The sequence below is a fragment of the Halalkalibacter sp. AB-rgal2 genome (assembly GCF_041821005.1).
Lineage (GTDB): Bacteria > Bacillota > Bacilli > Bacillales > Bacillaceae_D > Halalkalibacter.
Window position 1 is genome coordinate 1 of sequence record NZ_JBGUAV010000035.1, and the last position, 14,475, is coordinate 14,475.

Genomic DNA, 14,475 nt, shown 5'->3' on the forward strand with positions numbered 1-14,475 from the left:
TATTTTGAAACAGCCCGAGTTACTGAGAATATTATTCTATATGCAAAATGGAAGGAGCTAGATAGTGAGGCGATTCTCCATGATTTAACGACAAATATAGGAGAATTAAGTCCGACTTTTCGCTCTGATCTTAATGAGTACACAATAACAGTAGGAGAAAGATATGACCGTATAAACATGACAACACTATTCACGGAAAGCGCAACTGTAACTATTAACGGTAAGGCAACACGTAACGGTGAAAAAAGTGAAGATATTTTACTAAACAGTGGTAAAAATGAAATTGAAATCGTTATAACTGCTGAAAACGGTCATATTAATAAGTATATTGTGAAAGTTAATCGATTAAAACAAATCGTAGAAAGTACCCCTATTGAAGTCAATGGAACGGCTGTTGTTCGAGATGATGAGGTTCATTCAGTTGATTACAATGGAGTGCTAGTAGCTTCTCTAAATAATGAATTGGCAAATATAGAAAAGTTCCAATTATCTATAGAACAAGTTGCAACCCTTCGCAAGCGAAATGTCAATGTAATGGTTGTAAAGGATGATGTAACAGTCAATGTAGCAATCGCTAATTTTGATAGTTCAGAAGATTTACTCATTTATCTTGAAAGAATAGGGGAACAGAGGAATTGGCCAAATGCTTCTGATCGTTCGAAAAGTTCCATATATGATTTCACTATTAAACAGAACGGTAAGAAGATAAGAGAGTTTGAACATTCTATTGAATTAGGGTTTCCGATTGATGATTCAGATGAATATATTGTGGATGAATTAAAAGTGTATTTTTGGAATGCAGAACTCGAGCAATGGGAGTATGTAGGAGGATCGTATGTGGACGGCTTCATAAGAGCAATGACGAATCATTTTAGTATTTTTGCTGTGTTTCATCCAAATGACATTTCGGGTATAGAGGATAACGAGGATGACACGAAGGAAGAGGATGACACGAAGGAAGAGGATGACACGAAGGAAGAGGATGACACGAAGGAAGCAAAATACAAAAATGAAATGAAGGAAAAGGAACGCAACTGGCAAACTGATCATACTGAAGGGGTCTTGCCTGTTACATCGACTCAATTTGTTCAATGGTTTTTAATTGGGATCTTATTTGTCTTGTTAGGTACAGGATTAACTACTACACGCCAAAAGATAACAAAATAAGTAAATAATGAGTTAGGTTTAGAAAGGACTACTGATAAGCAAAAAAGCTACTTTCAGTAGTCTTTTTTCTGTTGACAGATGACGATAAAATTTGGAAGTGCTAAAATGAATGGGAAGCAGTTATCTAAGTCAAAGGAGATCATTCGCCGTGTACATAAAAACATTAAAAGTCGGGTCCATCATTATCATGCTGTTTGTCATTATTTATTTGGGCACCTTGATTGATTGGATCTTTCGACCGGTTGTCGTGTTTGTTCAAACATTATTTTTCCCAATCCTGATAGCGGGAATCTTATTCTATCTGTTAAGACCTCTCGTACATTTGCTAAGTAAAAAAGTCCCTAGAGTGTTATCTATTTTGATTATATATGTCGCTTTACTAATAGCCGGTACGATTTTTATTTCGATCATTGGACCGGAAATCCAAAAGCAATTTACGAATTTTATAAATAATATTCCCGCTATTTTTGCTGAGCTGCAGTTATTAATTGCGGAAATACAGCGAAATGAATGGATTGATCGTATAGGTTTAGCGGAAACATTTGAAATTGAAGGTCAAATTGAACAAATAGGTGCTGTCATTGGAGGGATTCTTGGGGATCTTGTTCCTAGAAGTGTTGGTTTTATTGGTTCTATTTTCAATACATTATTAATGTTTTTAATTATTCCTTTTCTTCTTTTCTATTTGTTGAAGGAAGGAGAGAAGCTTCCAAAATATATGGTTCGTTTTTTTAACAAGGAGAAAAAAGATGAAGTGAGCACAATATTGACGAATATGGATAAAACATTAAGTAGCTATATTCAAGGGGTTTTAATTGTTTGCTCATTCATTGGTGTTCTTTATTATATTGGCTTTACGAGTATTGGCTTAGAGTATGCGTTGATATTAGCGATGATTGGTATGCTTACAAATGTTATTCCATATGTTGGGCCTTGGATTGGTGCCGTACCATCCTTTATTGTCGGCTTGCTCCATTCACCGATGATGGCGCTACTCGTACTTATCATAGTTGTGGTCATTCAGCAAATTGAAAGTATTTTTGTTCAGCCGCAAATTATCGGAAAGAAGATGTCGATTCATCCAGTAACGGTGTTAATTTTAGTATTAGTGGCAGGTCGTTTTATTGGAGTATTAGGAATGATTCTTGTCATTCCGACCTATGCAGTTTGTAAGGTGATTGTGACGCATTTGTATGGTTTGTGGAAGGTAAAGGCAGAGGAAAAGGCGAATAAGACGTGAGGTAGGCTGATGAAGGGACGTACATGGCATTTGAATGAATGCTAGTGCGTTTTTCATTCAGCGATAGAAAGACTATCAAGTGGTAGAATTGATTTTATTATTGATGAAAGTGGTCATATTCTAATTGATGCGAGTGATTTTGATAAAGCTGTCATGTGCTGTTCATAATCAAACGGCGACGGTAGAAAAAAGCTGGAACTGTTCTACAAACAGATGCAGAAGGAAGTGGTAAAGAGATCTACCTTCTGCTTGCTGTGATAATAATAAAACGACCTTAGAGGTGATAACTAGTGTCGATAAAAGGACTTAATCATTTTTTGTTCTCCGTTTCTAATTTAGACCATTCCATTCATTTTTACCAAAACGTTTTTGATGCGAAACTATTGGTGAAGGGTAGAAAAACGGCTTACTTCGATTTACATGGAATGTGGCTAGCTCTTAACGTAGAAGAAGACATACCTCGTAATGACATACATCATTCGTATACGCATATTGCTTTTTCCATTGAAGAGAATGAGTTTGATAAAATGTATGATCGATTAAAGGAATTGAATGTACCTATCTTATCAGGGCGTCCGAGAGATGAAAGAGACAAAAAATCAATTTACTTTACTGACCCAGATGGTCATAAATTTGAGTTCCATACAGGTACGTTATCTGATAGGTTGGATTACTATAAGCAGGAAAAAACACATATGGAGTTTTTTAATTAAGCTGTTTGTGACACAATTCATATTCAGTATAGTGAATTAAGGAAGAATTCTTCCATTTCATAACGTCTATTAAAATAAAATGATTGATGTAGAGGCCACTGAGAAGTTAAAATCCACTTCCGGTGGCTTTAATTGTTTAGTAGTATCTGCAAGAAAAAATTGACATATGCTAAGTATTTCTATAATATGAACGTATGAATAAAAAATAAAAACATTCATAAAAGAGGGTGAACTGAAATGCCAAGTGGCTTTAATCAAGAAGAGCAAGAGCACATTAAAGAGAAGTTACAGGAAGCTGGAAGACGACTGTTCGGATCTGTTGGATTGAAAAAGACGAGTATAAAGGATTTAACAGAGTACGCTGGAATTGCGCAAGGCTCGTTCTATAAATTTTACGATTCAAAGGAGGTTCTTTACTTTCGTTTGCTAGAGAAAGATGAGGAAGAGATCAAGCAGGCGCTTATGATTAAGTTTGCTTCGGAGAAAACGATCGATGCAGACGTATTAGCGGAAGGACTCATTGAAGCAATCAAACAGGTTGAGCAATATCCGTTGATTAGAAGGCTTTATACGACAGATGAATATGAAATGGTTGTACGAAAGCTCCCTAAGGAACTTTTAGACGAGCATGGAAAAGAGGATACGGTCAGTTTAGGACCATTGTTGGATCAGTTAAGGATGGCAGGGAAAATCGATTCTCAGCTATCAAATGATATCGTGAGTGGAGCGTTAAGAGCGCTTTTTCTAATGATGATTCATGAAAAGGAAATTGGTGAAAAGGTGTATAAGGAAAGCTTACACTTTCTTGCTGAAGCGATCGCAATGAGAGTATTTAAGGAGGTTAAGTGATGATTCAAGTACAGGACTTAACGTTTACGTATCCAAAGAACGTAGAGCCGACGATTCAAGATATAAATGTATCGATAGACGAAGGAGAAATTTTTGGGTTTTTAGGTCCATCTGGTGCAGGCAAAAGTACGTTACAAAAAATCTTAATTGGCGTGTTAAAAGGATATAAAGGTGATGTCACCGTTTTACATCATAAAGTGAAGCATACGGATTTTTATAATCGACTAGGTGTGGCGTTTGAAACGCCCAATTTTTATCAAAAATTTACAGCTGCTGAAAATCTACAATTCTTTCAATCATTTTATAGAAAGAATCGGTTAGATGGGAAGGAGCTAATGGCTAAGATGGGGCTAAGTGATGCTTATCATACACGGGTTTCAGAGTTTTCAAAAGGAATGAAAATGCGCTTGAATCTTTGTCGGGCCTTTTTACATGATCCAGAGCTTATTTTTTTAGATGAACCGACATCAGGCTTAGACCCTGTTAATGTGAAGAAAGTAAAGGACTTTATTTTAGAGAAGAAAGCGCAAGGAAAAACGATTATATTAAATACCCATAATATGAGTGTAGCTGAAGAGCTTTGTGATCGAGTCGCCTTCATTGTCGATGGTAGTGTTAAATTGGTCGAATCACCGAATGTGTTGAAGAAGCAATATAGTGAGAAGACCGTCACTGTCGTTTATGAAAGTGACGGTGTGGAAAGAAGCGAGCAGTTCGAACTTAAGAAGCTCGGACAACAAACGACGTTTCAAACCATTCTAGAACGCGATCAAATCATCAAGATTGAAACAGAAGAAAAGACATTAGAAGATATCTTTATTGCTGTTACGGGGAGGAATCTCCAATGATGAGATTGTTGAAACAGGATGTTCAGTTTCAATTTAGGCACGGGTTCTATTATGTATATGCTTTTTTTACGGTTGTCTATATAGCGATTTTATTATTTATCCCAAGTGATTATCGTAGCTTTTGGACGGTTTTGATTATATTTACTGACCCAGGAACGCTAGGCTTGTTCTTTGTCGGGACGATTATCATGCTAGAGAGAAATCAGCAGCTATTAACGTACATGTTTATTACACCATTGAAGCTAAGCACCTATCTACTATCAAAAATCATTTCATTAACACTTATCGCTTGGTTAACGAGTCTTCTTATTGTCACGGTGACATTAGGAACAACGACCTCCTTCCTATTACTGTCGTTGACGATTGTTCTATGTAGCTTTTTCTTTACTGCATGTGGAATGGCGATCTCCGTCGACGCACCATCTCTTAATCATTTTATGTTTCGCTCTATCATTCTATTGCTCGTTCTATGTACGCCGTTTCTTCATTACTTGAATTGGATTTCTTTTTCCATATTTGAAATCATGCCGAGTTATTCTGTGCTCGTTTTGTTGCAATTATCTATAGAAGGTTCAGGGCTGATACATAATGAGTCTCTTGTCCATTTTAGCTTGCTTATCATTTGGACGTTAGTAGCATTTTCAATTGCTTTCTACCGATTTCGTAAATATATATCTGCTCAAACAGGTGAAAGCAAGGAGGTGTCGGTATGAATACGCAGCATAGTAAGAAGCGAATGCTCACAATGAAGAAAATCGTCTTATTTCTCAAGGGGGATATTCGCAGTACGATTCGCGATCCATTAATGCTGCTTGTGTTCACGATTCCATTTTTAATGTATATGCTCGTTACGTTTGGGTTGCCCTATATAGATCAGCAAATCGTTCAGTTTAGTCACTTTCAACTGATGGATCATCGAGTATTTATCATTGCGATGATCATGACAATGGTGCCGATGATGGTGGGGATGCTAACAGGGTATTTGTTATTAGACGAAAAGGATGATGGGATTTTGCAGTATATGGAGATTACCCCACTAAAAAAAGCTGGTTACATTTGGTATCGAATTTCACTTCCGGCCTTTCTTTCCTTCATGATCACAATGGTCATGGGATGTGTTCTCTTGTTTCGTGAATCTGTTCATTGGAGCACATTCGTAGCGGCTGTTGTCGTTGTTTCCTTGTTGGGGCCTGTCATTACGATGTATTTAGCGTCGTTCGCTCAAAATAAAGTCGAGGGAATTGCTTATACGAAGCTTATTAATCTTGTCATGATTGCCCCGCTCGTTCCTTATTTATTTGATGGATGGTGGACATGGATAAGCTATGTCATTCCGTTGACATGGGGAGTAGAGGCGTTCAGTGTTGCGATGAATGGAAATGGTACTGTTAATTCTATGAATGTTGTGTTCCTTATAACAGGCGGAGGAGCTGTAACGCTAGGCTGGTTGTATGTGCTTTATTTGAAATTTCAGCGGAGTGTTCATTGAGGAGCTTTTTTAAGTGTAATAATGGTTATGAGTAACATATAACCGAGATGAAAATAAAAGCCCTTAGTGTCAGCAGAAACTGAACCTAAGGGCTTTGGTGGCATGAAGTGTTATTTTTTTATGACAGGAATCCAAATCTCACTTTTTTCATTGGCGCTTGCTAATATTTCTGGCCCGCCTGCATGCTCATATCCTGAAGTTGGAAACCATTCCGAATAAATTTGTCCCCATGCTGTTTGCACCTGAGACCAATCGCCTTCTATTTCAAAGATGGCCCATGTATAGCGAGGGATGTGAAGCTCAGAAAGGTGAGGGGGACAAGGCTTTGTTGTAGCGGCAGCTAAATAATAATCAAGCTCCCCCTCACTAGAATCCTCTTCCGAATAATTGGCACATACGTTAATCACTCCACTTGGGGAAACATTAGAAAGCTGTTCAAGCAGCGAATATGTTTCATCACTAGTCGTTTCCACCATTTTTACGATTTGGGGATTATCCCCAGTTGGTGCTAGCTGTACCCTCTCTTTTAATCCGACAATTCGAAAAGCTTCCTTCTGTTCCAATCTGTAATTCATTTCTGTTCCTCCTTGAATGGATAATTGAAAGGTCATACGCGGATAGGCTTTTAACGATGAGCCATTGTTTCTAGCATCGGTTGGTGTTACACCGTGGATACTATGAAAAGCACGAGTGAAAGCATCGGGTGAGCTGTAGCCATATCTCAAAGCAATATCAATCACCTTATCATTGGAATGCTTGAGATCGAACGCGGCTAATGTGAGCCGCCTTCTCCGAATATATTCAGATAAGGTGATATCTGCTAGAAACGAAAACATGCGTTTAAAGTGATATTCGGAGCAATGAGCAAGCTGTGCGACCTTTGCTAAGTCCATGCTTTCCGTTAAGTTCGCTTCAATGTAACTGATCGCTTCATTCATTCGTTTCAGTGAATCCAACTAAATGACCTCCCTTCGATTCAAGAATAACAAACCTCTCTTGAAGGTACCCGACAATATGTGCACCATTAAGTCGGATGTTACTCAGTCGTAAATGGCGATGCTGGCAATCCTTCTTTATTATATAAATTTGCTTCTTCAGGGTTATCGGACCATGCATAGCGTACATGTACGGGGTTTTGGATTTGATCGTGGTATACGATGACATGATCATCTTTAATATTCGCCGTAGCAGCGAAGAAATTCAGATCCGAACCACAAATTTCAAACGCTTGTAGCTCCCCATCTTTGGTCACTAAACCACTTCCGATATGATCGAATGATAGCTTGATCTTACCATCGATTCGTTTCATTTCTTTATAGTGTGGTCCACTATACACGATATTTTCACCATATGCGATATGTCTAGCACATAAGGCGAGTCGCTGACCGACACTTTTCTTATCTTGTGGATGCAGATCATTCTGCTCACCGACATCAATGGTTACAGCCATCGCTGTGTGCGGAATGGTAAGAGATTTGCGCTGCTCCTCACGTAAGATCGCCCAATGATGATGAGGGTCTCCATTTTCTAAATTTGATAGCTGTGTGTATAAGAAAGGAAGGTCTTGTTGCTGCCAATTCGTCCGCCAATCATGAACGAGCTTGGCAAAAAGCTGAGCGTAGCCGCTTGGGTTAGCTGTATTGGATTCGCCTTGATACCAAAGGACCCCTTTCATAGTCATTTGCTTGAGTGGAGCAATCATTCCATTGTACATTCCAGTCGGTTTGTATTGGAAAAAAGTTGGTGGATCAAGTGTTTCTGTTATCGCTCCAATCTTATAGCTCCAACTACCTTCAAGATTGATTTCGTTGCTATTGACGATAAGCTTATAGGGCATGTCTGTTACAAAGGCTCCTGTCGTTTGTGTACTTATGACGCGGACGGCTAACGTATTCTTGCCAGGCTTCAATATTCCAGCTGGTATGTTGTAACGTCTTGGTGGATAGCGGTATGCAGTTGAACCGATGTGTGTGCCATTTATATACGTATCGTCAGCATCGATAATCGTACCGAGCATGAGCTTCGCATTCTCCGTACACATTTCATCAGATAATTGAAATTCTTTTCGAAACCAAACAGCTCCTCTTAATGACTCAAGTTCACTACTCTTCCAGGAGTTCGGAACGCTGAACTCTTGCCAATCATTCGTTGAAAGGTTCTCCTCATACCAAGCGGGCTTCTGCAATCCAAGGTCATTCGCATTTAATTGCTCATACCATTTAGTATGCCGCTCTTCATCTTGAAGCTTTGTAAGTGAAACATATGAATCATCTTTGTTCTGGTGTAATTCTTCGTCATAGACATGAAGCTCGCGCAAAGTCTTTTCACTGATCCATGCTTCAATTGGTGTACCACCGACAGCAGCATGAACAAGTCCGATCGGGACCTCGTATTTTTTATATAGTTCGTTCGCAAAGAAATAACCGACAGCGCTAAAGTCTAACACTTCATTTTGGATCGCTTTCGTCCATTTTCCCCCTTCTAGGAAATCATTTTCTTGATGAAATTGATATGTTTGTGGTACAGAAAATTGGCGAATGGAAGGGTTATGAACCGCTTTCATTTCTTCGGAAAATAAATCGAGTGTGCGCCTTATCGGTAGCTCCATGTTTGACTGACCACTTAACAACCAAACATCCCCAATGAATATATCCTCTATGACGAGCGTTTCATCAGCTGAAATCGTCATTACATAAGGGCCACCATGGTTAAAGCTTCCTAATACAATTGCCCAATTCCCATGACGGTCAGATGTCGTTTCATATGTACGGTGAAGAAAGGATAATTGAATCGTTTGAGAGGGTATTGTTTCGCCAGATATGGTGATCGTCTGATGTCGTTGAAGAACCATCCCATTACTTATGATACTGGATAATTTCATCTCATTTCCCACTTTCTCATTGTTGGTCGTTTATTTATTTTACAATAGATTGCTAGTCTTATTGATCGTTTTCCTTGAAATTCTTTAGTTATTTAAATGTTTTCTATCGTACGTGTGCTGTCATAAATATACATATTTTCAGTAACAGTTAATGGCTAGTATTGGGCGTAGACGTTAACCATTAGATATGTGGTAAGGGAAAGAGAAAGAGGAGGCGACATAAAATCAAGCATATTCATGTTATCGGTATCATACACATCTTACTAACAAATGAACAATGAGGAATGGATGAGATGGTAACGATATATGACATTGCGAAAAGAGCGAGTGTTTCTCCAATGACTGTATCTAGAGTCATTAATCATACCGGCAACACGAGAGAATCAACGAGAAAAAAAGTAGAGAAAGCGATTAAGGAGCTTGGATATGTCCCAAATGCTGCAGCAAGAAGCTTAACATCGAATCAATCAAATAATCTAGCTTTGTTGTTACCTGATATTTCTAATCCATTCTTTTCAAAAATCGCTAGAGGAGCAGAGGATGAAGCGGCTAAAAAAGGCTATCGACTGTTGCTGAGTAATACCGATGAGAGTAGGGAGAAAGAGGTTCATTATATCGATTCAGTCTTGTCTGCAAGAGTTGATGGTGTGTTGCTTGCCCCGACCTGTGATCATTCGATTAAGCAAATTGAACGATTAACTGCACACAAGATTCCAGTTGTATTAATTGATCGAACCATTGCAGCATTTAATGGAGATTACGTTATTGGTGACAGCTATATAGGAAGTAGAAGGTTAATGGAGCATCTTATTTCTTTAGGACATGAAAGGGTGGCCTTTATTAATGGTCCTCTTAGTATTTCCACTTCTCGTGAACGAAAAAGAGGCTATTGTGAGACATTGAAGCTAAACGAATTGCCTGTATATGACCACTATATTTCCGAGGTTGATTATAACAGCGAAAGTGTAGCAGATATTATCGAACGATTGTATGCGTTACCAAAAATGAAAAGACCTACGGCAATCTTTGCCGCTAATAATCTCATTGCGATTAATACCATTCGAGCGTTAAAGGATATGAATCTTCAAGTGCCTGAAGATGTTTCGATTGTTTGCTTTGATGAGGTAGAACCAGTTGTGTACTTTGATCCCTTCTTTACTGTAGCTGCTCAGCCAGCTCAAGAATTTGGTCGAATTGGGATTCAGTTCTTAATTGAACATGTACAGCAAAAGATGACAACGGAAGCCCGAAAGGTTGTTCTTCAACCGAATATCCATATACGCAAATCGACAAGAGTGATCAAAAGAAGTAAGTAAAGAGGAAAAAAGGAGGAGTTGGAGCTTGAAAATGTTGAATGTGTTAAACGAGTATGCTAACAAGGTCGTACAAACAGGATTAGTCGTTGGTGCTGGTGGGAATTTAAGCATGCGTGATGGAGACTACATGTATATTTCTCCTAGTGGTTTTGATTTGCAAGAAATTGATGATCAATGGGTGAAAGTCCACATTGCGTCAGGGGAAGTGATCAGTGATTTGAAGCCATCTTCTGAACTGTCCATGCATTTGGCTTGCTTCAGAAGGAGGTCAGATATTCAAGCAATCTTACATGCGCATCCGACTTATTCGGTTGCCGTAGCTTCTACTGGGAAGGAGATTCCTAGTATGTTCCCTGATTTTCCCGCTATGGTTAAAAGTGTATCGTATATAAATTATTTAATTCCGACTACTAATGTGCTAGCGGATGCAGTAGATAACGTCATTTCACATCATGATGTCGTTGTGATGAGGAACCATGGTGTTTTAACGATTGGAAAAACGATGAAGCAGGCATATTTCTATATGCAGCTAGTAGAAGAAGCGGCTAAAGTGTATGCGATTTCACAATCTGTTGGAACACCTCGACTTTTAACAGATGAAGAGTGTCAGGAATTAAGAAATCTATCAAGTGAAAAATATCGTGCGACTTTATTGAAGAAACCAACATGATGTGTAGGAGGTGAGAATCATGAAGGGAGTGTGGGCGTTTGATATCGGTGCATCTAATGGTCGTTTAATGCTTTCTCGATTTGATGGGGAACGTTTATTTCTTGAAGAGGAGTACCGATTTGTCAATGAACCAATTTCATTAATGAACCATTTATATTGGGATGTCTTAAATATTGTCCGGGAAATAAAAGCAGCAATGCTCATAGGCTTGAAGAGAAATCATATGGAGCTTGCAAGCGTAGGGATAGACACTTGGGGAGTCGATTTTGGATTGATATCGAAAACAGGTGAATTACTAGCAAATCCATATTGTTATCGTGATCCTCAAAATGATCAAGCAATGGAGCAAGTGCTCACAAGGATTCCAGAAAAAGAATTGTTTCAATTAACGGGCGTGGCCTCGTCTCCAATTAACACGTTGTTTCAATTGTATGCGCTTTCCAATAGTAATCCGGCGTTAATCGAACAATCAGAGTCGCTTCTATTAACACCAAATTTATTAACATACTTTTTAACAGGTGAAAAGCAAAATGAATATACGATTAGTTCAACAACTCAGTTATTGTCTGTAACAGACCAAGATTGGTCAAAGGGTCTGTTACAGGAGATTGGTTGTTCACATGAAATATTAGCACCTGTCGTGAAGCCGTGTACGACTTCAGGGTATACATTGCCGTCGATTAATGGTGAATTACAAATGAGCCGACTAAAGGTAGTCAATGTAGGAGGTCATGATACAGCTAGTGCACTCGCAGCTTTGCCGATTGAAAAGGAAGGTTCAGCATTTATGAGCTGTGGTACATGGATACTTATTGGTGTGCCCGTCAAAAAGCCCGTTACGAGTGACGAAGCAAGGAAGAATGGTTTTACGAATGAGGGAACGATAGATGGGGGGTATCGACTACAGAAGAATTTAATGGGAATGTGGTTCTTGCAACAATGTCGGACGATTTGGAAGCGGCAGGGTGTTGAATTTAATTATGCAGAAGAGAAGAAGCTAATGATGGAGGCTGACCCCTTTCGTTCATTTATTGACCCAGATCATCATCGTTTTTTTAATCCTGAACATATGATTGCGGAAATTAAGCGTTATTGTCAGGAAACGAATCAACCTATCCCTCATACCCCTGCTGAAATTCTTAGGTGTATACTCGAAAGTCTTGTGTTGAAATACCGTTTTGTGATGGATCAATTAGAACGAGTCATTCATAAACGGATCTCGACGGTTCATATGGGAGGTGGCGTCATTCAAAACGAATTATTTTGTCAGTTTGTTGCAAATGCAACGAACCGAGAAGTGATAGTAGGCCCTGTTGAAGCTAGTTCAATTGGAAATGCGATTGCTCAATGGATAGCGTTAGGGGAAATTGGGAACCTTCAAGAGGCTCGAAGCATCGTTAAGCGTTCATTTGATGTGAAGCACTATCAACCGGCTGTGGAAGAAGGTTGGCAAACAGCCTATGAATCTTTTAAGACATTAATAGAGGTGAGTGAAGATGACTAAGGTAGAACGTTTAATCGGAAATAGGCCTGCGATTGGAATACGTCCGACGATTGATGGAAGACGTAAAGGCGTACGTGAATCGTTAGAAGAGAAGACGATGACCATGGCGCAGTCTGTGGCGACATTGCTTGAGTCAAGTCTATATGACAATCATGGTGAGTCGGTACGGGTTGTTATTGCTGATCAATGCATTGGAGGGGTGGCTGAAGCGGCAGAGGCAAAAGCGAAATTTGCACAAGAATCTGTTGGATTAACCATTACTGTCACACCTTGTTGGTGCTATGGATCAGAAACGATGGATATGGATCCAGTCAAACCAAATGCGATTTGGGGATTTAATGGGACAGAACGGCCTGGTGCTGTTTATTTAGCAGCTGTTTTAGCGGCTCATAACCAAAAGGGGATTCCGGCTTTTGGCATTTATGGACGTGATGTGCAGGATATTGAAGATGAAACGATTCCAGTTGATGTGCAAGAGAAGTTGCTACGATTTGCAAAGGCAGGATTAACGGTGGCGATGATGAGGGATCAATCGTATCTATCAATGGGATCGGTATCAATGGGGATTGCTGGAAGCATGATTGATGAGGATTTCTTTCAAGATTACTTAGGTATGAGAAATGAGTATGTTGATATGACCGAAATCCTCCGTCGCGTTCAAGAGGAGATATATGATCCTGATGAATTTGAACGTGCATGTCTTTGGGTGAAGGATAACTGTCACATCGGTGCTGATCGTAATCCGAAGAGCCGTGCAAGGAGTGATCAGGAGAAGGAAGAAGATTTAAAAATGAGTATAAAAATGGCGATGATTACTCGTGATCTAATGGTAGGTAATGAGAAGCTAGCTGATCTAGGCTACAAGGAAGAAGCAACAGGGAGAAATGCGATAGCTTCAGGCTTTCAAGGGCAACGTCAGTGGACGGATTTCCTACCGAATGGAGATTTTATGGAGGCATTCTTAAATTCATCGTTTGACTGGAATGGTATTCGCGCGCCATACATTGTTGCGACGGAAAATGATTCGTTAAATGCGGTTACGATGCTATTCGGTCATTTGCTAACAAATACGGCACAAATATTCGCTGATGTAAGAACGTATTGGAGTCCTAGTGCGATTAAACGTGTAACAGGTGAAAATTTAGAAGGAAAGGCGCGGCACGGAGTCATTCATTTAATTAACTCTGGTGCAGCCGCATTGGATGGGACAGGGGAGCAAGAGATTGGTGGAACACCAGCTATGAAGCCTTTTTGGCAAATAACAGAAGATGAAGTGAGGAAATGCTTAGATGCAACAAGCTTCAGACCTGCTAATACCGAATATTTCCGAGGAGGAGGGTTTTCAAGTAACTTTCTAACGAAGGGAAATATGCCTGTTACGATTGCTCGATTAAATTTAGTGAAAGGACTTGGACCAGTGCTACAACTAGCAGAAGGGTATACAGTGACATTACCGAAGCATGTCCACCAACTATTAGATGAGCGAACAGATCCGACATGGCCGACAACTTGGTTTGTCCCAACATTAACAGGAGAGGGAGCTTTTAAAGATGTCTATTCGGTTATGAATCATTGGGGAGCGAATCATTGTGTAGTGAGCTATGGACACATTGGAGCTGATTTAATTACGTTAGCGTCAATGCTTCGAATACCTGTCAATATGCACAATATTTCTAACGAAGCTATTTTCCGTCCAAGTGCTTGGTCGATGTTTGGTAGTTATGATTTAGAAGGAGCCGATTATCGAGCATGCTCCAATTATGGCCCGCTTTATCGTTAAAAATGAAATCATTCCACT

At 39.4% G+C, this 14,475-nt stretch carries 13 protein-coding genes; 11 read left to right on the plus strand and 2 right to left on the minus strand.

The window, feature by feature from the left end; all coding sequences use genetic code 11:
- The 7 genes from ACERJO_RS19305 to ACERJO_RS19335 form a co-directional block, all read left to right on the plus strand.
- The coding region (locus ACERJO_RS19305; RefSeq protein WP_373648567.1) for a cadherin-like beta sandwich domain-containing protein at positions 1 to 1,167 on the plus strand (1,167 nt) is incomplete at its 5' end.
- A gap of 148 nt (positions 1,168 to 1,315) precedes the next feature.
- Positions 1,316 to 2,407 carry an AI-2E family transporter gene (locus ACERJO_RS19310; protein ID WP_373648568.1) on the plus strand — a complete coding sequence of 364 codons (1,092 nt, stop codon included), beginning with the start codon at positions 1,316 to 1,318 and terminating at the stop codon, positions 2,405 to 2,407.
- Positions 2,408 to 2,697: 290 nt separating this feature from the next.
- A complete protein-coding gene (gene fosM, locus ACERJO_RS19315) occupies positions 2,698 to 3,120 on the plus strand; it encodes a FosM family fosfomycin resistance protein (RefSeq protein ID WP_373648569.1) in 423 nt (140 codons plus the stop codon).
- Positions 3,121 to 3,357: 237 nt separating this feature from the next.
- Positions 3,358 to 3,969, plus strand: coding sequence for a TetR/AcrR family transcriptional regulator (locus ACERJO_RS19320; protein ID WP_373648570.1), 612 nt, complete (start codon positions 3,358 to 3,360; stop codon positions 3,967 to 3,969).
- Positions 3,969 to 4,817, plus strand: coding sequence for an ABC transporter ATP-binding protein (locus tag ACERJO_RS19325; RefSeq protein ID WP_247103544.1), 849 nt, complete (start codon positions 3,969 to 3,971; stop codon positions 4,815 to 4,817). The genes ACERJO_RS19320 and ACERJO_RS19325 overlap by 1 nt, the downstream gene beginning before the upstream one ends.
- On the plus strand, positions 4,814 to 5,530 hold the full coding sequence (locus ACERJO_RS19330) for a fluoroquinolone export ABC transporter permease subunit (RefSeq protein ID WP_373648571.1): 717 nt from the start codon (positions 4,814 to 4,816) through the stop codon (positions 5,528 to 5,530). The genes ACERJO_RS19325 and ACERJO_RS19330 overlap by 4 nt, the downstream gene beginning before the upstream one ends.
- Positions 5,527 to 6,306 carry an ABC transporter permease gene (locus ACERJO_RS19335; protein ID WP_373648572.1) on the plus strand — a complete coding sequence of 260 codons (780 nt, stop codon included), beginning with the start codon at positions 5,527 to 5,529 and terminating at the stop codon, positions 6,304 to 6,306. Before ACERJO_RS19330 ends, ACERJO_RS19335 begins: the two co-directional genes overlap by 4 nt.
- A gap of 110 nt (positions 6,307 to 6,416) precedes the next feature.
- Here ACERJO_RS19335 and ACERJO_RS19340 read toward each other — a convergent pair whose 3' ends face one another.
- Both ACERJO_RS19340 and ACERJO_RS19345 read right to left on the minus strand, forming a co-directional pair.
- Entirely contained in the window at positions 6,417 to 7,262 is an 846-nt protein-coding gene (locus tag ACERJO_RS19340) for an AraC family transcriptional regulator (RefSeq protein ID WP_247103540.1), read from the minus strand.
- Between the two features lie 80 nt (positions 7,263 to 7,342).
- Positions 7,343 to 9,187 carry a sialate O-acetylesterase gene (locus ACERJO_RS19345; protein ID WP_373648573.1) on the minus strand — a complete coding sequence of 615 codons (1,845 nt, stop codon included), beginning with the start codon at positions 9,185 to 9,187 and terminating at the stop codon, positions 7,343 to 7,345.
- A gap of 293 nt (positions 9,188 to 9,480) precedes the next feature.
- Here ACERJO_RS19345 and ACERJO_RS19350 point away from each other — a divergent pair, with 293 nt between their 5' ends.
- Genes ACERJO_RS19350 through ACERJO_RS19365 form a run of 4 tightly spaced genes read left to right on the plus strand, consistent with a single transcriptional unit; the run spans position 9,481 to position 14,457 of the window.
- Positions 9,481 to 10,503, plus strand: coding sequence for a LacI family DNA-binding transcriptional regulator (locus ACERJO_RS19350; RefSeq protein WP_373648574.1), 1,023 nt, complete (start codon positions 9,481 to 9,483; stop codon positions 10,501 to 10,503).
- 31 nt (positions 10,504 to 10,534) lie between these two features.
- Complete coding sequence (locus tag ACERJO_RS19355) at positions 10,535 to 11,173, plus strand: class II aldolase/adducin family protein (RefSeq protein WP_247103738.1); 639 nt, start codon at positions 10,535 to 10,537, stop codon at positions 11,171 to 11,173.
- Between the two features lie 19 nt (positions 11,174 to 11,192).
- A complete protein-coding gene (locus ACERJO_RS19360) occupies positions 11,193 to 12,677 on the plus strand; it encodes a rhamnulokinase (RefSeq protein WP_373648575.1) in 1,485 nt (494 codons plus the stop codon).
- The gene (locus ACERJO_RS19365) at positions 12,670 to 14,457 is read left to right on the plus strand and encodes an L-fucose isomerase (RefSeq protein ID WP_373648576.1); all 1,788 of its coding nucleotides are present in this window, start codon (positions 12,670 to 12,672) and stop codon (positions 14,455 to 14,457) included. Before ACERJO_RS19360 ends, ACERJO_RS19365 begins: the two co-directional genes overlap by 8 nt.
- The last annotated feature ends 18 nt before the right edge of the window (positions 14,458 to 14,475 follow it).

Coding starts and splice junctions, on each gene's coding strand:
- ACERJO_RS19335 (WP_373648572.1), top strand. CDS start 5,527: ATGAATACGCAGCATAGTAAGAAGCGAATGCTCACAATGAAGAAAATC.
- ACERJO_RS19365 (WP_373648576.1), top strand. CDS start 12,670: ATGACTAAGGTAGAACGTTTAATCGGAAATAGGCCTGCGATTGGAATA.
- ACERJO_RS19330 (WP_373648571.1), top strand. CDS start 4,814: ATGATGAGATTGTTGAAACAGGATGTTCAGTTTCAATTTAGGCACGGG.
- ACERJO_RS19325 (WP_247103544.1), top strand. CDS start 3,969: ATGATTCAAGTACAGGACTTAACGTTTACGTATCCAAAGAACGTAGAG.
- ACERJO_RS19320 (WP_373648570.1), top strand. CDS start 3,358: ATGCCAAGTGGCTTTAATCAAGAAGAGCAAGAGCACATTAAAGAGAAG.
- ACERJO_RS19360 (WP_373648575.1), top strand. CDS start 11,193: ATGAAGGGAGTGTGGGCGTTTGATATCGGTGCATCTAATGGTCGTTTA.
- ACERJO_RS19355 (WP_247103738.1), top strand. CDS start 10,535: ATGTTGAATGTGTTAAACGAGTATGCTAACAAGGTCGTACAAACAGGA.
- ACERJO_RS19345 (WP_373648573.1), bottom strand. CDS start 9,187: ATGAAATTATCCAGTATCATAAGTAATGGGATGGTTCTTCAACGACAT.
- ACERJO_RS19350 (WP_373648574.1), top strand. CDS start 9,481: ATGGTAACGATATATGACATTGCGAAAAGAGCGAGTGTTTCTCCAATG.